The 20,935-nt window shown below is 67.8% G+C and carries 18 protein-coding genes and 5 pseudogenes; 15 read left to right on the top strand and 8 right to left on the bottom strand.

What is annotated here, in order from left to right; all coding sequences use genetic code 11:
- Positions 1–121: 121 nt before the first annotated feature.
- The 4 genes and pseudogenes from M878_RS90955 to M878_RS000000100880 form a co-directional block, all read left to right on the top strand.
- Positions 122–415, top strand: a pseudogene (locus tag M878_RS90955) (DsbA family protein); the annotation flags it as partial.
- Positions 412–699 carry a hypothetical protein gene (locus tag M878_RS98095; RefSeq protein ID WP_158692900.1) on the top strand — a complete coding sequence of 96 codons (288 nt, stop codon included), beginning with the start codon at positions 412–414 and terminating at the stop codon, positions 697–699. The pseudogene M878_RS90955 and the gene M878_RS98095, both read left to right, overlap by 4 nt.
- A 4-nt stretch (positions 700–703) precedes the next feature.
- The gene (locus M878_RS000000102105) at positions 704–1,153 is read left to right on the top strand and encodes an FAD binding domain-containing protein (protein WP_425347923.1); all 450 of its coding nucleotides are present in this window, start codon (positions 704–706) and stop codon (positions 1,151–1,153) included.
- 364 nt (positions 1,154–1,517) lie between these two features.
- Positions 1,518–1,679 (top strand): annotated as a pseudogene (locus tag M878_RS000000100880) (IS30 family transposase); the annotation flags it as partial.
- Between the two features lie 60 nt (positions 1,680–1,739).
- On the opposite strand, the gene M878_RS90945 reads toward M878_RS000000100880, so the two are convergent.
- From M878_RS90945 to M878_RS90935, 3 genes are all read right to left on the bottom strand, one after another.
- Positions 1,740–2,150 carry a PPOX class F420-dependent oxidoreductase gene (locus tag M878_RS90945; RefSeq protein ID WP_023553889.1) on the bottom strand — a complete coding sequence of 137 codons (411 nt, stop codon included), beginning with the start codon at positions 2,148–2,150 and terminating at the stop codon, positions 1,740–1,742.
- 113 nt (positions 2,151–2,263) lie between these two features.
- Positions 2,264–3,691 (bottom strand): rifampin monooxygenase, encoded by a 1,428-nt coding sequence (gene rox, locus M878_RS90940; RefSeq protein WP_023553888.1) that lies wholly within the window; start codon positions 3,689–3,691, stop codon positions 2,264–2,266.
- A gap of 65 nt (positions 3,692–3,756) precedes the next feature.
- The gene (locus M878_RS90935; protein WP_023553886.1) at positions 3,757–4,695 is read right to left on the bottom strand and encodes an RNA polymerase sigma-70 factor; all 939 of its coding nucleotides are present in this window, start codon (positions 4,693–4,695) and stop codon (positions 3,757–3,759) included.
- Between the two features lie 176 nt (positions 4,696–4,871).
- On the opposite strand from M878_RS90935, the gene M878_RS90930 reads away from it, so the two are divergent.
- Positions 4,872–5,354, top strand: coding sequence for a carboxymuconolactone decarboxylase family protein (locus M878_RS90930; protein ID WP_023553884.1), 483 nt, complete (start codon positions 4,872–4,874; stop codon positions 5,352–5,354).
- Positions 5,355–5,437: 83 nt separating this feature from the next.
- The gene (locus M878_RS90925; RefSeq protein ID WP_023553882.1) at positions 5,438–5,923 is read left to right on the top strand and encodes a carboxymuconolactone decarboxylase family protein; all 486 of its coding nucleotides are present in this window, start codon (positions 5,438–5,440) and stop codon (positions 5,921–5,923) included.
- A gap of 89 nt (positions 5,924–6,012) precedes the next feature.
- Here M878_RS90925 and M878_RS000000100875 read toward each other — a convergent pair.
- The 3 genes and pseudogenes from M878_RS000000100875 to M878_RS90915 all read right to left on the bottom strand — a co-directional run.
- Positions 6,013–6,448: pseudogene (locus tag M878_RS000000100875) on the bottom strand (transposase family protein); the annotation flags it as partial.
- A gap of 134 nt (positions 6,449–6,582) precedes the next feature.
- Positions 6,583–7,593 (bottom strand): zinc-dependent alcohol dehydrogenase family protein, encoded by a 1,011-nt coding sequence (locus tag M878_RS90920; protein WP_023553879.1) that lies wholly within the window; start codon positions 7,591–7,593, stop codon positions 6,583–6,585.
- Positions 7,594–7,619: 26 nt separating this feature from the next.
- Positions 7,620–8,105: a hypothetical protein gene (locus tag M878_RS90915; RefSeq protein WP_342452744.1), complete on the bottom strand. Its 486-nt coding sequence runs from the start codon at positions 8,103–8,105 to the stop codon at positions 7,620–7,622.
- Positions 8,106–8,162: 57 nt separating this feature from the next.
- On the opposite strand from M878_RS90915, the gene M878_RS90910 reads away from it, so the two are divergent.
- From M878_RS90910 to M878_RS90895, 5 genes and pseudogenes are all read left to right on the top strand, one after another.
- A complete protein-coding gene (locus M878_RS90910) occupies positions 8,163–8,966 on the top strand; it encodes a helix-turn-helix domain-containing protein (protein WP_031227351.1) in 804 nt (267 codons plus the stop codon).
- A gap of 267 nt (positions 8,967–9,233) precedes the next feature.
- A complete protein-coding gene (locus tag M878_RS98085; protein ID WP_023553875.1) occupies positions 9,234–9,404 on the top strand; it encodes a hypothetical protein in 171 nt (56 codons plus the stop codon).
- Positions 9,405–10,804: 1,400 nt separating this feature from the next.
- On the top strand, positions 10,805–11,467 hold the full coding sequence (locus M878_RS90905) for a transposase (RefSeq protein ID WP_245238456.1): 663 nt from the start codon (positions 10,805–10,807) through the stop codon (positions 11,465–11,467).
- Between the two features lie 356 nt (positions 11,468–11,823).
- Positions 11,824–13,608: pseudogene (locus tag M878_RS90900) on the top strand (reverse transcriptase/maturase family protein).
- A gap of 105 nt (positions 13,609–13,713) precedes the next feature.
- A pseudogene (locus M878_RS90895) lies at positions 13,714–14,598 on the top strand (ISL3 family transposase); the annotation flags it as partial.
- 13 nt (positions 14,599–14,611) lie between these two features.
- Here the strand turns inward: M878_RS90895 and M878_RS90890 are convergent.
- Positions 14,612–15,196, bottom strand: a complete 585-nt coding sequence (locus tag M878_RS90890; protein ID WP_023553868.1) for a GNAT family N-acetyltransferase — start codon at positions 15,194–15,196, stop codon at positions 14,612–14,614.
- 359 nt (positions 15,197–15,555) lie between these two features.
- On the opposite strand from M878_RS90890, the gene M878_RS90885 reads away from it, so the two are divergent.
- Entirely contained in the window at positions 15,556–16,746 is a 1,191-nt protein-coding gene (locus tag M878_RS90885) for an NAD(P)/FAD-dependent oxidoreductase (RefSeq protein ID WP_023553866.1), read from the top strand.
- A gap of 10 nt (positions 16,747–16,756) precedes the next feature.
- Positions 16,757–17,695 carry a sigma-70 family RNA polymerase sigma factor gene (locus M878_RS90880; RefSeq protein WP_023553864.1) on the top strand — a complete coding sequence of 313 codons (939 nt, stop codon included), beginning with the start codon at positions 16,757–16,759 and terminating at the stop codon, positions 17,693–17,695.
- Positions 17,696–17,983: 288 nt separating this feature from the next.
- Here M878_RS90880 and M878_RS90875 read toward each other — a convergent pair whose 3' ends face one another.
- Positions 17,984–18,946 (bottom strand): LysR family transcriptional regulator, encoded by a 963-nt coding sequence (locus M878_RS90875; protein ID WP_023553863.1) that lies wholly within the window; start codon positions 18,944–18,946, stop codon positions 17,984–17,986.
- Positions 18,947–19,016: 70 nt separating this feature from the next.
- Between M878_RS90875 and M878_RS90870 the strand changes: the two genes are divergently transcribed.
- Together M878_RS90870 and M878_RS90865 are read left to right on the top strand one after the other, a co-directional pair.
- Entirely contained in the window at positions 19,017–19,958 is a 942-nt protein-coding gene (locus M878_RS90870; protein ID WP_023553861.1) for an NAD-dependent epimerase/dehydratase family protein, read from the top strand.
- 15 nt (positions 19,959–19,973) lie between these two features.
- A complete protein-coding gene (locus M878_RS90865; protein WP_023553859.1) occupies positions 19,974–20,855 on the top strand; it encodes an aldo/keto reductase in 882 nt (293 codons plus the stop codon).
- Positions 20,856–20,935 lie beyond the last annotated feature (80 nt).

Raw genomic sequence — 20,935 nt, 5'->3', positions numbered from 1 at the left:
CCAGCGTGATCAGGAGCCGACCCCTGACGTGCTCCCCGGCCTAAAGTCCAGGATTTCCGGTCTGGGTCCTCTGACCCTTCCGGGGGCTTCCTGCTTCAACGCGCTGTGCGGGCACGTGTGCGACTCCATGCCGTGCGTCACCACGATCGGCCCCATCACCGCGGCCCGGCACGGCATCCGCACGGCAGACATCGGCGTCGCGGACCGCCTGGGCGACCCGGCGCTGGAGACGGCCGTACGCGAGGAAGAGGAACTCGCCGAAGAGCTGGGGCTGCGCGGCGTACCGCTGTTCATCCTGGGCGACCGGGCCATCAACGGCGCGGTCAAGGTCGAGCAACTCGTCGAAGCCCTGGAACAACAGGCCACCGCGCCCCCGGCCGGGGCCACGTGCGAAGAAGGAGTGTGCTCACTGTGACCGCACCACCCGACATCTCGACGGTCGGCATCGTTGGCGGGTCGCTCGGCGGCCTGTTCCACGCGGTCGCGCTCACCGAACTCGGACTGAACGTCCACGTCTGGGAACGCTCCACAGGCCGCCCCGACGACCGCGGCGCCGGCATCGTGCTGCAACCGAGCGTTGCCTGGTTCCTCAGCGAGTTCACCGCGTCGACCCCAACCAGGTCAGCGTTCCCGTCACCCACCGGCAGTTCTTCACCAAGGACGGGAACATCCGCGTCATGCCGATGCGGCAGCAGATGATCTCTTGGGGAACGATCTACAAGGCCCTGCGGGATGCGCTGCCCGCCGAGCGCTACCACGACGGGCAGCCGGTGACCGCGCTCACGCCCGTACCTGCCGGAGCCACCATCCACGTCGGCGATGCCGCGCACGCGGTGGGCCTGGCGGTTACGTCGCCTACCGCGGAGTCATCGACGAAGCCGACCTCCCACAGGAGTTGGCCGCGCGCTTCCGCGACCGGTTCAGCTTCTACGACGGAAACCGCACCCAGTTCCTGTGCTCCTTCATCCCAGGCGACTTCGGCACGACCACACCGGGCCGCCGCCGGATGAACTGGGTCTGGTACGTCCGGGCCGACGCACCCGAACTCGAGCGCATCACCACAGACCGAAACGGCATCGGCCACGGACTCTCGCTGCCACCAGGGCTGATCGCGCCCCAGGTCCGCACCGACCTCCTGGCTCGCGCGCACTGACCGCTGCCGCAGCCCCTGCGCGAGCTGGTCGAACACACCCGCGAGCCCTTCCTGCAAGCCATCCTCGACGGCCGCGTCATCAGGATGCGCAACGACCAGACGCTGCTGACCGGGGACGCAGCCTTCGTGGTCCGGCCCCACACCGCCGCCAGCACGGAAAAGGCGGCCGCCGACGCCATCACCCTCTTCCACGCCCTGCAGCAAGCACCGTCCGCGGACGCCGCCCTGCAAGCGTGGGAGCAACTCCGGCTCGCCGAGGGCGCCGCCATCTACAGCCAAGGAGTCAGCCTCGGGCGCAGGCTGGGCCTCAACGGAATGGAGACGAGCGTCGGAACCATCGGCCGAACCAGCTGGCGATTGGGGGCAATACCTCCCCAAGGGCGCCGACCTCCGCAGGTTCAGCCAGGCCGACCTGGACGCCATCGCTCACGAACTCAACCACCGTCCGCGCAAGACCCACGACTACCGCACTCCGGCAGAGGTCTACGCTGACCTCCTGAACAGCAGTGATGCGCTGACCGCTTGAGCTCGCCATCGTTTGTCGACACCAGCGACCCTGTCGTGACGGCGGTGCGGTGATGATCGGTCAGCCGGTCGCGGTACCGACCAGTTTGGTCGGGCTGATGCGGACGACAACGCGTAGAACCTCTGCCGGCAGGTCGAGGTACGCCTGGCCGGCGCCGGGACCTTCGTACTGTTCGGCGAGGACGACGGCGAGAGACCGGCCGGTGTCCTCGGTGATCGTGGCGAGGCCGCGTATCTCGGCGTAGCGCAGCGGGTCGGCCGGATCGTAGAGGGTCAGGCTGGCGCGGGGGTCGCGGCGCAGGTTGCGTTCCTTGCGGCGGCCGGCGGCGGTGGAGATGAGCAGGTCGTCTCCGTCGCGGCCGACCCAGACCACCGACGTCTGCGGGCTTCCGTCCGGGTTGACCGTGGCGAGGACGGCGGGGATCGGCGCGTCGAGCAGCGCCCGGATGGAATCGTTCAGGATGGCTGTCATTGGGGTGAAGCTATCTGTTGCCCGGCTTGTTTCACACGTGGATTTGGACGACTGAGCGCCGTCGGCGGCGGGCCTGGTGGGCTTTCGGGAGGCTTCGGGCCTGGTGTGCGTGCTCATCTGACGGCAGTTCCGAACCATTGGGGCAGGCGGCTGAGCAGGTCCTGCTGGTCTTCGCCGATCCATGCCGTGTGGCCGTCCGGTCGCAGCAGCACGGCGGGCACGTCGAGTTCCTCGCTGACGTCGGCGACGTGGTCGACCCGGTCTGCCCAGCCCGCTACCGAGAGGCGGCCGGTCTGGTCGAGCAGCAGCCCGCGGCCACTGTGCATCAGCTCGTAAAGGCGGCCCTGCTTCAACTGCACGTCGCGCAGCCGGCGGCCGAGCATTGGGTGGCCGTCGCCGAAGTCGTAGCGAACCCCGATCGCGGTGATCTTCTCGATCAGGTACCGGTTCACGTCCTCGAAGTCCATCAGTTCCGACACCAGGCGGCGCACGGCCTGGGGGCCGGGCTCGGGCGAGAGCAGTTCGCTGTGGGCGCGGGTGTTGTCGAGCACGTCTGCGGCTACCGGGTTCCGTTCGGCGTCGTAGCTGTCCAACAGCCCTTCGGGCGCCCAGCCGTCCACCTCGGCGGCCAGTTTCCATCCCAGGTTGAACGCGTCCTGGATGCCGAGGTTGAGGCCCTGCCCGCCCAGCGGTGGGTGGATGTGCGCCGCGTCGCCGGCCAGCAGGACCCGGCCGACCCGGTAACGCTCGGCCAGCCGGGTGGCGTCGCCGAAGCGGGACAGGAAGCGCGGCGAGTGCACCCCGAAGTCGGTTCCGGCGATCTCCCTTAGCCGCCCGGTCAACTCCTCAAGGGTCGGCGGGACGCGGCGGTCCTCAGCCAACTGCTCGGCGCGCACGACGAAGCGGTACACCCCTTCCTCGTGGGGTGCTGGGCCGAACCGCAGGTGCGCCGTGCGGAGTTCGGCCGCAACGGCATTGAGCGTCTCCTGCGGGGCGGCCACCTCCATTTCGCCCAGCAACCACTCGGTCTTGGCGGGCTCACCGGGGAAGCCGACGCCGAGCAGCTTGCGCACGGTGCTGCGGCCGCCGTCGCAGCCGACGAGGTAACGCGAGCGCAGCCGGGTGCCGTCGGCGAGCTGGGCGGTCACCCCGTGGTCGTCCTGGCTCAGCCCGACCAGTTCGCAGCCGCGCCGGATCTCGGTGCCGAGCTCGGTGGCGTGCTCGGTCAGCAGGCGCTCGGTGGCGGTCTGCGGGATGCCGAGGATGTAGGGGTGCGCGGTATCCAACTGCCGCGGCGGTGGCTTTCGGATGCCGGCGAACAGACCACCGATCGGGTACTGCTTGCCGAGTGCGAGGAACCGGTCCAGCAGACCGCGCTGGTCCATCACCTCGATGCTGCGCACGTGGAGACCGAGCGCACGGACCTGCCTGGTCGGCTCCGCGTCCCTCTCCAGCACGAGCACATGCACGCCGTGCAGCCGCAACTCGGCGGCCAGCATCAAGCCGGTCGGCCCGCCGCCGACCACGATCACGTCGATCATCAGATCCCTCATTCACCAAGACGGAAATTCGGCCCGTGAGGCTTCCCGCTCCGCGAGGCAGGGGGCTAGCGGCGCAGGGCGGTCTCCTGTTCGAGGCGCGACAGCTTCTCGGGGTTGCGGACGAAGTACAGCCCGGTGATCTGGCCGTCCTCGGTCCGCACCGCCAGGAGGCCTTCGATCTGCCCGCCGATCCGGACGATCAGTGCCGGGTGGCCGTTGACGTGCGCCAGCTGCACGGATGCGGAGCCTGCGATCCTGCCCAGTCCCGCCGTCAGCAGGCCGGCAACAAGGTCGGCGCCGACGACAGGCGAGAGCGCGGCCTGGACGAGGCCGCCGCCGTCGCTCAGGAAGACGACGTCCGGGGCGAGCAGGTCGAGCAGACTCTGCAGGTCGCCGGTTTCGACTGCCCGTCGGAACGCCAGCAGGGCCGCGCGGTTCTCGGCCTGGGAGACGGCCCCGCGTGGTCGGCGCGCGGCGACATGGTTCCGCGCTCGGTGTGCGATCTGCCGGACCGTCACCGGGTTCTTGCCGACGGCCTCGGCGATCTCGTCGTATTCGAGGCCGAACACCTCCCGCAGCACGAACACCGCGCGCTCGGTCGGCGTGAGCGTCTCCAGCACCAGCAGCATCGCCATCGAGACGCCCTCGGCCAGCTCGACGTCCTCGGCGACGTCGGGCGCGGTCAGCAGCGGCTCGGGCAGCCAAGGGCCGACGTAGGTCTCCTTGCGCCGGCGAAGCGAACGCAGCCGCATCAGCGCCTGGCGGGTGGTGATGCGGACCAGATACGCACGCGAGTCTTGCACGGCGTCCTGGCCGACCTTCACCCATCGCATCCAGGTCTCCTGCAGCACGTCCTCGGCGTCGGCGGCCGAGCCGAGCATCTCGTAGGCGACGGTGAACAACAGGTTCCGGTGGGCGACGAACGTCTCGGTGGCGCGATCCGCACTGCCGCGGTCCGTGGGCGGCTCGACGGCTTCCGCGGTTCGGTCACTGCGCTCGCTCACTCGCCGGCTCCCATCGGTTCTGGATCTTCCTAGCACCGCACACAAGATGCCGACCCCGCCAGCTTCGTGACATCCACCCTCAGTGACATGGGTCACACCGTCGCGCTGTCACGCAGCTTCAGCCACCGGCATCTCCTGTTCGACTTCGACCAACGACGACGAGCAAGGAGTACACCGTGACCGCTCGCTTGAATCTGTTCAGCAACCCGACTGCTCCCGCAGCCAAGGCCGCTACCCACTTCGGAACGGCGAGTAAGACGATCCTCCAGGAGTCCAGCCTGCCCGCTGTGATCCAGAAGCTGGTACTGCTCCGGGCCAGCCAGATCAACGGCGACGGCTACGCCACCGACGTATGGAGCAAGAACGCCGCGGCTGCCGGAGAGAGCGCCACCCGCCTCCACCTGGTCGCCGCCTGGCACGAGTCCACGGTGTTCACCGACGCCGAACGCGCGGCACTCGCGCTCACCGAGGAAGGCACCCGCATCGCCGACGCGGCCGGCGGCGTCAGCGACGAGGCATGGACGGACGCCGCCAAGCACTACGACGACGACCAACTGTCCGAGCTGGTGATGCTCATCGCCCTGATCAACGCGACCAACCGCATGAGCGTCATCGTCCGGCAGCGCGGCGGCGACTACGAGCCCGGCCGCCTCGGCTAGCCGTCAACCGTCGCCGGCGATCCGCAAGATGCCGCGCGAAGGACCCGCGCGGCACCCACACCCACGAGTTGAGGACAAACACCATGGAACCCCGATTCAACCTGCTGGCCAACGACCTCGGCGCCAAGATCGCCAAGAGGATCTACAACGTCGCCCTCGCGATCGTCGACTCGCCGCTGCCCCAGGCCACCCAGAACCTGGTGATGCTGCGCGCCAGCCAGATCAACGGCTGCGGCTTCTGCGTCGACTACCACACCAAGGACGCCACGGCCGCCGGGGAAGACCAGACCCGGCTCCACCTGGTCGCCGCCTGGCACGAGTCCACGGTGTTCACCGACGCCGAACGCGCGGCACTCGCGCTCACCGAGGAAGGCACCCGGATCGCCGACACCCGCCAGCCGGTGTCGGAGCAGACCTGGAACCGGGTGCGCGAGCACTACGACGACGCCCAGATCGCCGCGCTGGTCTCCCTGATCGCCATGATCAACGCCAACAACCGGCTCAACGTGATCGTGCGCAACCCCGGAGGCGCCTACCAGCCCGGCCAGTTCGCCGACATGGCCAACTGACTTCCAGCACGCCCACCATCGCCGGGCCCGGGATCGCCCACACCGGGCCCGGCATCAATGACCGCACCCAAGGAGACAGTCATGAACCTGTGGCTGGCGCAGGAGCCGTATTGGGCCCATCCGGCCAGTCGGAGCGTTTGACGGTCTCCCGTGAGCATCCGCACTCGACCGGGGCGGAGTCCACGACCCATACGTCGTCGCTCCATATCGAGGTGCTGATGGCCAGGATGCGGGTGATCCGGCGCATGAGGTCGGCGGCTTTGCGTAGCCGCTTGTTGTAGCCGGGCTGCTGCGGCAGGTAGGGAAAGAGGTGTCGCAGGTGGGCTCAGGCGTGGCGGAGCCACTTGGCCTCGGAGGTGAAGCCGAGCACGGCCTGCATCATCGCGAGGGTGACCAGTTCGCATGGCTCAGACGGGGAGCGATCCCGACCTGCGGACGCCGAGGCGCCAGGCCGGGATGCTCCTTCAGCAGGTCATCCGTCGTCGCGTAGAGCGCGGTCGCGAGGGTGTCTAGGTTGTTCGTCACAAAACGATCTTCGACACCCTCGCTCTCGTCTCCGAAGGCAGCCCTTGGGATAGATCATCCAGCTCGCACGACGCGTACTGGTCTGCCGTTGACCGAGCGTGCGCGGGACTCCCCCAACCATGCATGCTCGCCGGCTATCTGATCTTGATGATCACCTTTCCGAACGGGCTGGCCGATTCGTAGTACCGGTACGCTGCCATGGCTTCTTCGAACGGGAACACCTGGTCGAGGACTGGTCGGAGCTGATGCGCGGTGATGAAGTTGTTCATTGAGGTGAACTGAGCGCGACTGCCGACGGCCAACGCCCGGACCGTAGCGGCGACGCCGAACAGCAGACGAGGGTCGACCGGTGGCCAGTTGCCGGAGACGGACCCCACGAGGGCAATATGTCCGTCGACGGCGACTGACTTCAGCGACTGCTCCAGCGTTCCGGCGGTATCGACGACGCGGTCGACCCCTCGTCCGGCGGTGAGTTCGCGGGTTGCCGTGTGCCAGTTCGGGATGTTGCGGTGGTTGATGACCTCGTCGGCTCCCAGATCGCGAAGGCGCTGTTCCTTGTCCGCGCGGCTTGTCGTAGCGATTACTCTCGCGCCCAGGAGTTTGGCGAACTGCACCGTGAACAGCGACACGCCGCCGGATCCGGTGGCCAGCACGGTCTGTCCGCGCTGGATTCCGCGGCCGTCGCCGGTCAGGGCGTTCCATGCCGTGACGGCGGCGCAGGGAAGAGTTGCCGCCTCGGCGTAGGAGAGATGGTCGGGGATGGGCACGAGGGCTTCCTCGGGGAGGATGGCCAGCTCGGTCAGCATTCCGTCGAGCGAGCCACCCAGTTGCGGCAGGTATGCCGGTTCCAGCGGGCCGTCCAGCCACCGCGGGAACAGTGCGGCGGTGACGCGGTCGCCTGGGCACACCCGCCGAACATCCGGCCCGACGGCGACGACCTCGCCGGCACCGTCCGAGACCGGTATGACGCCCGGTTTGACGGGCAGCACGTACTGTCCCCGTAGTACCAGAAGCTCGCGGAAGCTGAGCGAGGTGGCGTGGACCGCGACCGCGACCTCCCCATTTCTGGGTGTGCGTGGTTCGTGCGTGCGCAGCGACAGGCCATCGATACCGCCGCCGGTGCTGACGTGGTAACTGCGCACCATCGATGGGAGCATTGCCATCATTGCCGTCATCCCTCGATGAACTGGTAGTCGCTGACGATGCGGCCGTCCGGGCCGAGCATGAGGATCTCCAGCCCGCCGCCGGCGACCTCACCACCGTCCCGGGGCGCCATCTCCCAGTTGAACTTGACGACATCGTGGAGCCGGTCGGTGTTGCCGCGCGACCGGAAGACGAAGGTGCCCGGCGCGACGAACTCCTCGTAGGCGCGCGTCACCCGGAACTCCAACGCGTGGTGCCCGCGCGCCTCCAAAACGAGACGGTCAAAGCCCAGCCCTTCAGCGGTCTGCAGGATCTCCTGGGGAGGCTGCAGCACATGGACCGCATCGACGGACCACAGCCCGCGAATCGCGGCGCGACGTCGCTCCGCATCGGGTTCGTTCCACACGGCAACGTAGCGGTCGGTGAGGTTGTGGATGTCAATGTCAGCCATGGCTGTTCCCCTCGGTTGCGAATGGTCGGCGTGCGGCAACAACCGTGCTGCGCCGGCCGTCACGCGGCAATTCCTCGCAGGGAATCGCGGATCGGCAGCCGATCGGGTTACACAAGAGAGGTGATCAGCGAATCGACCAGGGGCGGGCTCGCCGGAGCGTTGCGTGAGTGGCGCACTCGGCGGCGCGTCAGTCAACTGGAACTGGCCATGCGCGCCGGAACCACGCAGCGGCACCTCAGCTTCATCGAGAGCGGACGGTCGACCCCCGGCCGATCAATGATCATCCGGCTCGCCGAATCCCTGGAGGTGCCGATCCGCGAACGCAATGAACTCCTCCTTCAGGCCGGATTCGCACCGGTCTACCCGCAGACCCGCCTGGACGACCCCCAGCTCGAACCGATTCGCACCGCCCTCGAACAGATCCTGCACGGACACCTGCCGTACCCGGCGGTGGTCGTCGACCGGCACGGTGACCTCGTCTCGGCCAACGCCGCCTTCCACGCGCTCACCGCCGGTGTGGCTCCGCATCTGCTCGTACCGCCGGTGAGCGTTCCCCGGGTGTTGCTGCATCCGCAGGGCCTTGCGCCACGCATCGTCAACCTCGACGAGTGGGCGTGGCACATCATCGACCGCATCCAGGCCGAGAGCGTGCGCAACCCAGACGACCAACTCCAACGCCTGGCCTCCGAACTCACCGACCTGGCACCACCACGTCCGCGCGAGTCACCGCACCACCTCGGCTTCGCCGTACCGCTGCGCCTCCGGGCACATGGTCCGGCCGACGGCAGGGAACTAACGCTCATCACCACGCTCACCCATTTCGGCACCGCTATCGACGTCACCATCGCCGAACTACGACTCGAGGCATTCCTTCCGGCTGACCAAGCGACCAGTGCCATGCTGGCCGAACTCCTCAAGCCGTAACCGATCCGCCCGGCACAGCCCTGCGCAGCAACCAAAGCGCCACCCCGTCATGCGCTCGCTCACCGCAGACGACCACTGACCTCTTGGAATTGATCATCTAGTGGCGGCCCTAGTCCGTGGCATCCGGCAGGCGCTCTCCGTTGGTAGTCACGTCGGGACGGCCAAACCCTTGTCGGTCCCAGCGCCGAACGCAGTGGTCGCTGAACCCTGCGCGGCGACGCCGGCTGACGGAGCGATGGCAGGAAGCGAGACGGCGGAGGAGACCCGGTGAAGCGGCGCAAAGTCTACGGGCCCGACCGGGACCCGGTGTCCCGGCACGTCGGCGAGCCCCTGCTGGACGGCGCGCTGCGCGCACTCCTCAAGCCCGGCGAACTCGGCTGCTCTCGGCGTTTGTCCATGGACTTCACGCCGACCAGATCGCCCGGATGCACGGCCTGACGGCCTCCGTTGTGGAAGGCGCCGTGGCGGAGATCCTCCAGCGGATTAAGGAGTCCCCAGACGGCCTGGCGCTACTTGAAGATCTGCGCTCGCGCGGTGGTCCCCGCTTTTCTGCTCTGTTGTGGGAAGTCCGTTCCCAGGTACCGGCTTTGCACCGCTGCGCGAGGGAGACGTGCGGCAAGCGGTTCGAGCTGGCGAAGACCGGCCGCGCCCGCGAATTCTGCTCCACGGCCGCCAGGCCGCCTACCGAGCCCGCCTCGCGCGACCACGCCCTGTATCACCCGGAAATCGTGCCGCCCAGCCGACCGATTCGCCCCGAGGCTTCAGGCAGCGTCAGACCTCACCCGACTCCCCCGGTCCCCGCCGCGCGAAGGGTGGGTTCCGCCGGTACCTGGAGTCGTGCCTGGCCCATATCGAACAGCCACCGGCCCGCCTGATCAATCCTCCGGCCGAGGTACAGGACGCAACGACCCCATCGTGGATCGAGCCCGTATGCCGGCCCTGAGGGTGAGCCTCTTCCTGATCGACGGCGCGCACCGCGTCGCCTCCATGAACAGCCTTCTTCTCAACGCGCCTGCGAGATCTCCGCCGCGGGCCTCGGGCTACCCAGTTCGTGCTCCGGTCCGATGTGACGGTCACAAGCCCACTGCACGCCTCGCTCCCCACGCCAACGGGACGGGACGTGCCATACGACGGGGTGCCCTTCCCGGACACGGCCGCCCGGCTCAACGCGATCCTGGCCGCAAGGCCGGGAACAGGACCCGCCCGCGATCGGCTCGACGTGCGTGGCAGCTCATCCCGGCGCGATCAGCATCCCCCATACCGGAGAAGCCGACGCCGGTGCCGATCGCGGGGATGAGCTGAGTCCGCGTCCGGGGGATCCGAGGTGGCTGGGCCCCGGTCCCCTCGCGGTGCGCAGTGGCGCTTTCGCGGGTCAACTCCGACCAGGGGCCCCGTCAGTCGGCAGGAAGCTTGTCGGTATTCATGTTCCAGGTCGTGTTCATGAGCCCAGCCAGCGAGCTCCCGTGATTGGCTTTGTTCACGAGAACGGGCTCTGGTCCACTTCTTGTGGTCGCGTACGCAGTGTGACTGTTGATCTTCGTGCGATGGCGGTTGCGTTCGCCCGAAAATCGCCCGGCTGGATGGTGGTGTGGTCGACAGTCCTGCGCCGTGAACGAAGTGTTGCCGGAGCTGGACGAGCTGCTGTTCTCCTCGGTCGAGGGCGTGTTGGTGGAGTCGGTCGAGGTGACCGACGCGGTCGTCCGGGTCGGGGCCCGTACGACTGCAGGACGGGCGGCCTGTCCGGGGTGTGGATGCTGGTCGGGGCGGATACACGGCTCCTACCTGCGGTTCCCTCGTGATCTGCCGACTCGGGGAAGTTCGTCGTTGTGTGGTTGCGGGTGCGGCGCTTCGTCTGCGAGGAAGAATCCTGCGAGCGCAAGACCTTCGCCGAGCAAGTACCCGGCCTTACCCGCAGGTTCGGGCGACGGACCGAGCGGCTGCGGTCGACGCTGGTGTCGGTCGGTCTCGCGCTCGCGGGCCGGGCCGGCGCCCGGATGACGGACGCCTTCAAGGTTCCGGTCAGCCGGAACACCCTGCTGAGGCTGATTGCCTCGCTTCCGGATCCCGTCGCCACCGCGCCCCGGGTGGTCGGTGTGGACGAGTACGCCCAGCGCAAGGGCCGTGTCTACGGAGCCGTGCTCGTCGACGTCGAGACACGTCGCCCGGTCGACCTTCTTCCCGACCGGGAGGCGGACACACTCGCGGCCTGGCTCGCCGAGCGGCCCGGCATCGAGATCGTCTGCCGTGACCGGGCTCCCTTCTTCGCCGAGGGCGCCACCCGCGGAGCCCCGCAGGCTCTCCAGGTCGCTGATCGGTGGCAGTGCGCCATGAGGCGCCTTGTCGTATCCCCGATTCAGTCGGGAAGAATTTGGAGGGAGGTTCTTGGGTCTGATGGCTTACCTAATCCGGAAACGGTGACGGGGACCGCAGCATGCCAGAAAATCGACAGCCGGGCTCAGGCATTAGAGACGGGGCGTCGAGGGACCCGCGTGACACGGTGAAAGCTGGATTGTCTGAACCTCAATCTCCAGAAGACTGAAGGTCAAGTCCGTCGGAAAGATGCCTAACACCGACGCCGCATCCTGCGACGGCTTGATGCCAGTGGCCGACGCAACCTCCGGAGTGTGGAGCGATGCCCAGCGAGGGCATTCAAGGAGATGAATGAGGCACCTAAATCACGCTAGGACGTACGACAAGGACGAACATGGGATCGCCTAAGGGAGGAGATCTTCCTAAGGCGACGGAGGCTCCGTAGTAGTCGCCGGAGTCACGACTGGCCAAGGAAGACGGGAAAGCCGTCTGCATCGGGCGAAGGGGGCCAGGTGATCGGACACCACAGAGCCGGGAGGTATGCGTAATGCAGAGCGCCGAAACGGTGCTGGGTGTCCTCCGTGAACGCGGCAGGCGCGGCCTGCCGTGCAGTGAACTGTATCGACAGCTCTTCAATCCGCAGTTGTATCTGCTGGCTTACGGACGTTTGTACTCCAACAAGGGAGCGATGACGCCCGGGGTCAACGGGGAGACCGTGGACGGCATGTCGCTGGGCAAGATCGAGCACGTCATCGACGCGCTGCGCCACGAGCGTTACCGGTGGAGCCCGGCTCGCAGGGTCTACATCCCGAAGGGGCGGGGCAGTACGAAGCTGCGACCGCTGGGCCTGCCGCCCTGGAGTGACAAGCTCGTCGGTGAGGTGATTCGCCTGCTTCTTGAGGCGTATTACGAGCCGACGTTCTCCGACTCCTCGCACGGTTTCCGTCCTCGCCTGGGCTGCCACACCGCTTTGCGCGATGTGGTCAACACCTGGACCGGGACAGTCTGGTTCATCGAGGGTGACATCGCTCAGTGTTTCGACCAGCTTGACCATGAGGTCATGCTGCGGATCCTGGGCGAAAAGATCCACGACAACCGGTTCCTACGGCTGATGCGGAACATGCTCAGGGCCGGATACATGGAGGACTGGGTCTGGAACGCCACGCACAGCGGAAGTCCGCAAGGCGGAGTTTTTTCACCGATCTTGTCCAACATCTACCTGCACAAGATGGACGAGTACATCGAGAAGGTTCTTATCCCGGAGTACACCCGGGGGAAAGTCAGGAAGCCGAACCGCGCCTTTCACCGGGTGTGGGCGGCAATGGCAAGCGCCCGCAAGCGCGGCGACCACACCAAAGTGCGGGAACTGCGCAAGCAACTCCACAGCATGCCCAGCATGGATACTCAGGATCCCGGCTACCGGCGGCTGAGGTATGCGCGCTACGCCGATGACACCCTCCTCGGGTTTGCCGGACCAAAGGCGGAAGCCGAAGAAATCAAAGAGCGCCTGGCACGGTTCCTTCGGGATGATCTCAAGCTGGGACTGTCGCCGGAGAAGACCCTCATCACGCACGCCCGGACCAGGGCGGCGAGGTTTCTCGGCTACGACATCACCGTGCTTCACAACGACCGCAAGGTTTCCGGCAGACGACGCTCTGTCAATGGGACTATCGGTCTGCGTGTCCCTCGTTCGGTGGTATCCGCCAAGCAGGCCCAGTACAAGGAGCGCGGGAAACCCGCGCGTCGGCCCGAGCTGCTGAACCAGGACGACCACGTCATCATCAGCACCTACGGGTCGGAGTACCGCGGCGTCGTCCAATACTACCTGATGGCCGGCGACGTCTTCCGACTCGCCCGGCTGCAATGGGTCATGGAGACCTCGATGCTCATGACGCTTGCCAACAAGCACCGCTCGTCGGTGTCGAAGATGGCCCGCAAGTACGCGGCCACCATCGACACACCGCACGGGCCGCGCAAATGCTTCGAGGCCCGCGTCGAACGCACCGGCAGGAAACCACTGGTCGGACGGTTCGGCGGGATCCCGCTGCGACAGAACAAGAAGACGGTCATCACCGACCGTCGGCTGGCCCCGGTCAACACCAAACGCAAGGAGCTGGTTACCCGGCTCCTGGCCGGACGGTGCGAGGCATGCGGACGCGTTGACGAGGTGGAAGTCCACCACGTCGCCAAGCTCGCCGACCTCGGATGATCCGGGAACCGGCCGCCGTGGGCAGATCTCATGGCCGCACGACACCGCAAAACCCTCGTGGTCTGCGGAAGTTGTCATGCGGACATCCACGGCGCAAGACCTGTGCCAGCACTCACGGAGTAGTCACCGGAGAGCGACGTGCGGTGAAAGTCGCACGCGTCGTTCGGGCTGGGGGCCGTGGGAAAAGGGCCTGCTCAGCAGGCATCTCGCCGACGGCCCACCAGTACTCTCTGGCACAACCTGGGCGAAGCCGCCGAGAAGTGCGTCTACCGGCACCGCGGCTGCTTACGGCCCACGCCGGAGCAGCCGGAGGAACCCCAGAAGGAGCCGGAGCCGACCGCGTCATCGCCCTGGCCGACAGGGCACCGGTTCGCCGAGCGCACCCGCGCCAAGCACGCCACCATCCACGCTCTCGTCGCCGCCGGTCACAGCAAGCGGTCCGTCGTCCGGCAACTCGGGATGACCCTCAACACGATCCTGCGCTTCTCCCGCGCCACCACCCCGGAGGAGATGTTCACCAGTCAGTGGCAAAACCGTGCGACCAGCCTCGACGCCTACAAGCCCTACCTCGATCAGCGCTGGCAGGAAGGCTGCACCAACGCCTGGAAACTATGGGGGGAGATCAAGGAACAGGGCTATCCCCGCGGCTACGCCGGCGTCCGCGACTACGTCAGCAGGAATCTTCGCGGCAAGCCCCAACCGGTCGGCCCCCGCCCGCCGTCGGCCCGCGCCGTCACGCGCTGGCTGCTCACCCACCCCGATGCCCTGCCCGAAGCCGACCGGCTCCAGCTCAAAGCCGTCCTAGCCAAATGCTCCGAACTGGCGGCACTCTCCGAGCACGTGCGCTCCTTCGGCCACATGGTCGCCCACCTCCGAGGCGACCAGCTGCCGACCTGGATCGAAGCCGCCACCTCCACTACCAACCTGCCCAGCCTCCGGCACTTCGCGCAGCACCTCGAACGCGACCTCGACGCTGTCACCGCCGGCCTCACACTGCCCTGGAACTCCGGCGTCGTCGAAGGCCACGTCAACCGGATCAAGATGCTCAAGCGCCAAATGTTCGGCCGCGCCGGCTTTGCTCTCCTGCGGAAACGGGTCCTCCTCGCTCCGTGACGGCAGCGCACGATCAGACAGTGGCTTTGGCCGTAACCCGAGTGAGCAGCTTGTCACGCAAAGAGGGCCACTCGTCCGCGAGCACGCTGTAGTACAGCGAATCACGGCGCGTGCCGTCCTGGCGCACCATGTGGCTGCGCAGCGTCCCTTCATAGGCGAGACCCAACCGTGTCAGGGCCTGCTGGGACCGCACGTTGAGGTTGTCGGTGCGCAAGGCAATTCGGGCAAGGCCCAGATCGTCAAAGGCGTACCCGAAAAGCAGCAGCTTCGACTCGGCGTTATAAGGGCCGCCCCAGCAAGAACGATCGAACCAGGTCGCACCAATCTCCGCTCGGCCCTCAGCCAGGTCGAGCTCATACAGACTGGTCGAACCGATCACCGCCTCGTCCGTCAGACGCTGGACCGCGAAGCACCGCCGGGCTCGGCCCGTCAGCATCTGGCTGATCATCGCCTGCATCTCTTCCAGAGAGCCGGGCCGAGGTCGGGGCATCCACTGCCAGACCTCGGGATCCGACGCAGAGGGAAAGAGCGCTTCGGCGTGGTCGACGGACAGTGGGACGAGACGGACGGCGCGGCCGAGGAGGGAGTCATTGCTCATCACTGCACCGTAGCTTCGAGCCCACTTCCTCACGACCGACATGGAGATCATATTGCCGCCGTCACGCACAGCGACCGCGCCACACGAAGTGGGCCAGAGCCAGAACGGACAGCAGATGTTCACCACTTCGGGAGGCACCGCGGTCAGCGGCTGTTCGAGTTCTGTGACGCGACTGATAGTTGGCCATCTCGATCCGTAGTTGGCCATCGCCCCGTTTCGACTGCCCAAGACAGGCCCAAGCGCCTGTCGGAGGCTCAGCCACTCGTCTGAGTTCGGTGACCCACGTCACACCCGGCCTCTGTCAGTAATCGGGGCGCCGTCTCGTTCAAGGGGCACGTGAACGAGACAGGAGCAACGCCATGAAGCACCGCATCGTGGTACTCGGCGCTGGATACGCCGGGGCCTTCGCCGCCGGAAACCTGGCCCGCCGGCTCTCCCGCGCCGACACTGAGATCACCGTCGTCAATGCCGTGCCCGACTTCGTTGAGCGGATGCGGCTCCACCAGCTCGCGATCGGCCAGGACCTCGCGTTCCGCAAGCTCGCCGACGTATTCGCGGGCACCGGGGTGCGGCTGCGCCTGGCGCGCGTCACCGGCGTCGACCCCGAGCGCAGGACCGTCGCCGTGACCGGCGAGGACGGCGACGGCGAGCTCGTGTATGACACGCTCCTCTACGCGCTCGGCAGCTCCGTAGCTCACCATGACGTCCCCGGCGTGGCCGAGTACGCCTTCGATGTGACCGGCCTGTCCTCGGCGCTGCGTCTGCGCGAGCGCCTGGCCAACCTGCGCGAGGGTGGCACCGTGCTGGTCGTCGGTGAGGGGCTGACCGGCATCGAGACCGCCACCGAGTTCGCCGAGTCCCGGCCTGACCTCTCGGTCGTACTCGCCGCCCGCGGCGAGCTGGGCGCCTGGCTCTCCCCGAAGGCCCGCCGTCACCTGCGCCAGGCCTTCGACCGACTCGGCATCACCGTCCACGAGCACACCGGCATCGAAGCCGTCGAGCCGACACGGGCGATCGCCGCTGACGGTACGTCCATCCCGGCCGACGTGACCGTGTGGTCGGCCGGGTTCGTCGTGCACCCCATCGCGGCCGCCAGCGGCCTGGAGGTCGCCGAGACCGGCCAGATCGTCGTCGACCGCACCACGCGCTCGGTCTCGCACCCGGACGTCTACGCCGCCGGTGACTGCGCCTACGCGATCGGCGAGAACGGCCGGCCGCTGCCGATGTCCTGCGCCTCGGCCGGCTACACCAACATGCAGGCGACCGCCGCGATCATCGCACGGCTGACGGGCAGCGAGGTCCCGACCACCGGGCTGAAGTACCACGGCAATCACATCAGCCTCGGGCGGCGGGACGCGATCTTCCAGATGGTGGACGGGGACGTCCGGTCGAAGTCCTGGTACCTGGGCGGCCGCACCGCCGCGTGGCTCAAGTCGGGCATCCTCAAAGGGGCTGGGTGGAGCATCGCCCACCCGACCCTCGGCATGCCCAAGCGCAAGCGCCGCCTGGCCACCGCGCCTGACCGCACCAGTGTGAGGGTCGCCGCATAGGCTGCTCCGCGTGGACAGAGCAGCCATCGATCGCTTCGAGGCCAGCCGGGGCCGGCTGGCCTCGCTCGCGTACCGTCTGCTCGGCTCGGCCGCCGACGCCGAGGACGCCGTGCAGGACGCGTTCCTGCGCTGGCAGGCGGCGGACCGGGAACGTGTCGAGGTGCCGGAAGCGTGGCTGACCAAGGTCGTCACCAATCTCTGCCTCGACCGGATCCGCTCGGCGCAGGCGCGCCACGAGCGAGCGGCCGGTGCCTGGCTGCCCGAGCCACTGCTTGAGGGTGACCCGATGCTCGGTCCGGCCGATACCTTCGAGCAGCGCGAATCGGTGTCCTTGGCCGTCCTGACCCTCATGGAGCGCCTCTCGCCCATCGAGCGGGCCGCTTACGTCCTGCGCGAGGCCTTCTCCTACACCCACGCCGAGATCGCCAGGATCCTCGACATCACCGAGTCTGCGAGCCAGCAGCATGTCCACCGGGCCCGACGCCGGATCGCCGCCGAGCGCCGCAGCGGCGACGAGGTGGACCCCGCGTCCGCGCGCCGGATCGTCGAGGAGTTCCTCGTCGCCGCCGTGTCGGGCCGCACCGAACGGCTGGTGGCGATGCTCACCGCCGACGCGACCGCGGTCTCGGACGGCTACGGACTGGCCAGGCGGCTGCTGCGGTACAACACGCGCGAGCGCATCGCCTCCTACATGCTGGCGGGCTTCAAGCCCACGCCGGCGAAGCGGCGGCTGGCCGGCGGCTCCCCCGCGTTCCACATCGCGCTGGTCAACGGCTCCCCGGCCGTCCTCGCCGTGGTCGACGACCGGGTCGTGGGCGCCGTGGCGTTCGAAGTCAGCGACGGCAAGGTCGCGTCCCTGCGCGGCGTTGCCGCCGCGGACCGGCTCGCACGCCTCAATGAGTCCTGGCGGCAGCACGAACCCGACGTGCCGGCCATCAACGCATGGTGACCAGAGCCACCGGAATCCAGTGACCTGAGGCGGAGCGAGGACGTCCCCCCTTCGACCCCCCGCACTGCACAGCTCACAGGGGGCCGAAGCACATCGGTCTCCCGAATCAGACTCGGGGTCACCGACGAAAGTGTCCTGGCAGCACCGACGAAACGGTCGGCATCGTGATCACGATGCCGACCGTTTCGCTATGTACCGATGGCCGCGGGTTCAGGCTGTGATCAGCTTTGCGGGGGCGCCGGCAGCTACGTCTGAATGTTACTGGGCTGGCCAGAGAGGGACGTCCGGTCAGTCACGCAGGACTGCCGGTGGCTGAGCTGCCGCTGGCAGTCGTTGTTCGGGGATTTCTGATTGATACGTCGCCTGCTCGCGGAGGGCCTCGATGAACGTCGTGACGTGTGAGCGGTCGTGACGGCGTCCGATCGTGGCAACGCCGATGTGCCGGGTCGGAGTCGGCGGCTCGATCGGGACGGCCCGTAGGCCCGGCACTGTCGGAACGAGCGCGATGGAAGGGATCAGGGAGATCCCCATTCCCGCGGCGACAAGGGAACGGGCGAAGAAGTAGTCGGTGGTAGTGGCGCGAACTTCCGGTTCGAAGCCGGCGCGCTCGGCGTAGCGGCGCAGGTATGCCTCGGTCTTGAGGCAGCCGACCACCCAGGGCTCGGCTGCCAACTCGGCGATGTCGAGCAACTCGCGGTCGGCGAGCCGGTGCTCCTCGGGCATGACGACGTGCAGGGGATCTTCCAGGAGTGAGGTCCACTGCAGGCTGGCGCTCGGGCCCGGCCCAACGGGCAGCGGGCCGTCGAAGTGGTAGGCGAGAGCGAGGTCGACAGCGCCTTGACGGACAAGGGGCAAGGTGTCCTCGGGCTCGCCCTCCCTGACGTGGAGCTGGGTGCGGGGATGGATTGCCATGAGCCGAGGGAGAGCCCTGGGCAGCAGGTGCCGACCGCCGCTGGTGAAAGTGGCGACGGTGAGCTGTACGCGGCCCGTACTGAGCTGCTCGACCCGCTGCTTCGCCTGTTCGAGTTCGGCTGCGACGGACTCGGCGGCCCCGACCATGATCTGGCCGGCCTGAGTGAGAGTGACCCCGCGCGTGCTGCGAGCCACGACCTGGGCACCGAGGCTGCGTTCCAACACCGCTACGTGCTGGGAGACGGCGGAGGGGGTGAGGTGGAGAGCCGCGGCCGCCTTGCTGAAGCTGCCATGGTCCGCCACCGCCCGTAGGACTCGGAGCCGCTGCACGTCGATCAACAGTTTTCCTTAACACGCTTCCAGCAAGCCGCCACTTCTGCTGATGACATTAGGTGGCCAAGGTGGGGGCATGCAAAGAGTCTGCGTCATCGGCGGAAGCCGCTACTTCGGAAAGCTCCTGGTCGAGCGCCTGCAGGCGGCCGGTCACCAGATCACCGTGATCAACCGTGGCTCCTCTCGGCCGACCACCGGTATCGAGCACCTTCTGGTCGACCGCGACGACGAGGCCGCTCTCGTCGCCGCGCTCGGCTCTCGTACCTTCGACGTGGTGGTCGATCAAGTCTGCTACACCCCCGTACAGGCCGTGATCGCGGCCCGCGCCTTCGCCGGCCGCACCCGGCGCTACGTCATGACCTCCACGATCGAGGTTTACGACCCGGCGACCGCCGCGCTGCCGACCACGCCGACGGGCACCCCGGTGCCGGAGGAGATCGTGGACCCGGCCACCTGGCTGGTGGCCATGGACCTGCCCTGGCACGACGAGGCATACCTGGAGGACCACTACGCCGAGGGCAAGCGCCAGGCGGAGGCCGTCCTCACCCGGGACGGCAGCTTCGCGTTCGCCTCTGTGCGCAGCGCGCACGTGCTCGGCGGCGGCAGGCAGGAATTCACCGGCCGCCTCGCGTACTACACCAAGCGCATCGCGCAGGGCGACGAGATCGCCGTGCACGCCAAGCCACTATCGACGGTGTTCATCCACCACGAGGAGCTGGCGGACCTGCTGCTGTGGGCGGCCACCCGCACCGGATTCACCGGTCCGGTCAACGCCTGCTCCGACGGCCTGCTCGACGTGCGCGACCTGGCCGCGATCGTCACCGAGCAGACTGGCCGCGAGCCCGTCTACCGCACCGTCGCGGCAGGCGAGACCGCCTCACCGTTCTCCTTCGACCGCCACTACGCCATGAGCAACACCCGTGCAAAACAGCTGGGCTTCGCCTTCTCCCGTACTGCCGACTGGCTGCCCGGCGCCGTCGCCGAAGCCCTCACCGCATCCGCCGCCCCCACCGTCTGAGGAATACGAACCGCCATGCAGTACCGCACCATCGCCGACACCACCGTCAGCGCCATCGGCCTGGGCGCCATGCCGCTGTCCATCGAGGACCGCCCGGACGAGACGCGGGCCATCGCCACCGTCCACGCCGCCCTCGACGCCGGCGTCACGCTCATCGACACCGCCGACAGCTACCACTGGCACGCTGACGAGGTGGGCCACAACGAACTCCTGATCGCCCGTGCCCTGGCAAGCTACGGCGGCGACACCACCGAGGTCCTGATCGCGACCAAGGGCGGCCGCGGACGGCCCGGAGACGGCAGCTGGACCGTGACCGCCACCCCGGAACATCTCAAGCGCGCCGCCGAAGCCTCCGCCAGGCGACTGGGGGGCGAAGCCATCGGCCTGTACCAGCTGCACAAGCCGGACCCGGCAGTGCCCTGGGCGGAGTCCGTCGGCGCCCTGCGCGACCTGCTCGACGCCGGCACGATCCGTGCTGCCGGCATTTCGAACGTGACCATCAGCCAGATCCGCCTGGCGCATCAGATTCTCGGCGACAGACTCGTCTCGGTACAGAACCAGTACTCGCCCGCCATCCGGGACAGCGAACCCGAGCTGCAGCTGAGCGCACAGCTGGGCCTGGCGTTCCTGCCCTGGAGTCCCCTCGGCGGCATCTCCCCCAGTTCTCTCGACGGCCCCTCCTGCCCGACCCCTACCGGCACCGCTTTCCACCGCATCGCGGCCGAGCGTGGCGTCAGCCCGCAGCAGATCGCCCTGGCCTGGCTGCTGAGCCGCTCCCCCACGGTGATCCCAGTGCCGGGAGCCAGCCGCCCGACCTCAATCACCGACTCGGCCCAGGCCGCTGAACTCAAGCTGAGCCCAGGGGAGCTGACACAGCTTGAGAACGCAATGGGCTGAAGCAGCTCCGGGCGTCGACGCCGAGATCCTCGGTGTGGCCGGACGGGTCATCCCGGCCATGGCCGGGGCTGACAGGTGGA

This window comes from Streptomyces roseochromogenus subsp. oscitans DS 12.976, assembly GCF_000497445.1.
Taxonomy (GTDB): Bacteria; Actinomycetota; Actinomycetes; order Streptomycetales; family Streptomycetaceae; genus Streptomyces; species Streptomyces oscitans.
This window is presented reverse-complemented; position numbering and strand designations above follow the sequence as displayed.

What these genes read in the sequence shown, in the direction of transcription:
- M878_RS90945 (WP_023553889.1), bottom strand. Translation starts at nt 2,150, where the DNA reads ATGACAGCCATCCTGAACGATTCCATCCGGGCGCTGCTCGACGCGCCG.
- rox (WP_023553888.1), bottom strand. Translation starts at nt 3,691, where the DNA reads ATGATCGACGTGATCGTGGTCGGCGGCGGGCCGACCGGCTTGATGCTG.
- M878_RS90925 (WP_023553882.1), top strand. Translation starts at nt 5,438, where the DNA reads ATGGAACCCCGATTCAACCTGCTGGCCAACGACCTCGGCGCCAAGATC.
- M878_RS90920 (WP_023553879.1), bottom strand. Translation starts at nt 7,593, where the DNA reads ATGGTGCGCAGTTACCACGTCAGCACCGGCGGCGGTATCGATGGCCTG.
- M878_RS90890 (WP_023553868.1), bottom strand. Translation starts at nt 15,196, where the DNA reads ATGAGCAATGACTCCCTCCTCGGCCGCGCCGTCCGTCTCGTCCCACTG.
- M878_RS90885 (WP_023553866.1), top strand. Translation starts at nt 15,556, where the DNA reads ATGAAGCACCGCATCGTGGTACTCGGCGCTGGATACGCCGGGGCCTTC.
- M878_RS90870 (WP_023553861.1), top strand. Translation starts at nt 19,017, where the DNA reads ATGCAAAGAGTCTGCGTCATCGGCGGAAGCCGCTACTTCGGAAAGCTC.
- M878_RS90865 (WP_023553859.1), top strand. Translation starts at nt 19,974, where the DNA reads ATGCAGTACCGCACCATCGCCGACACCACCGTCAGCGCCATCGGCCTG.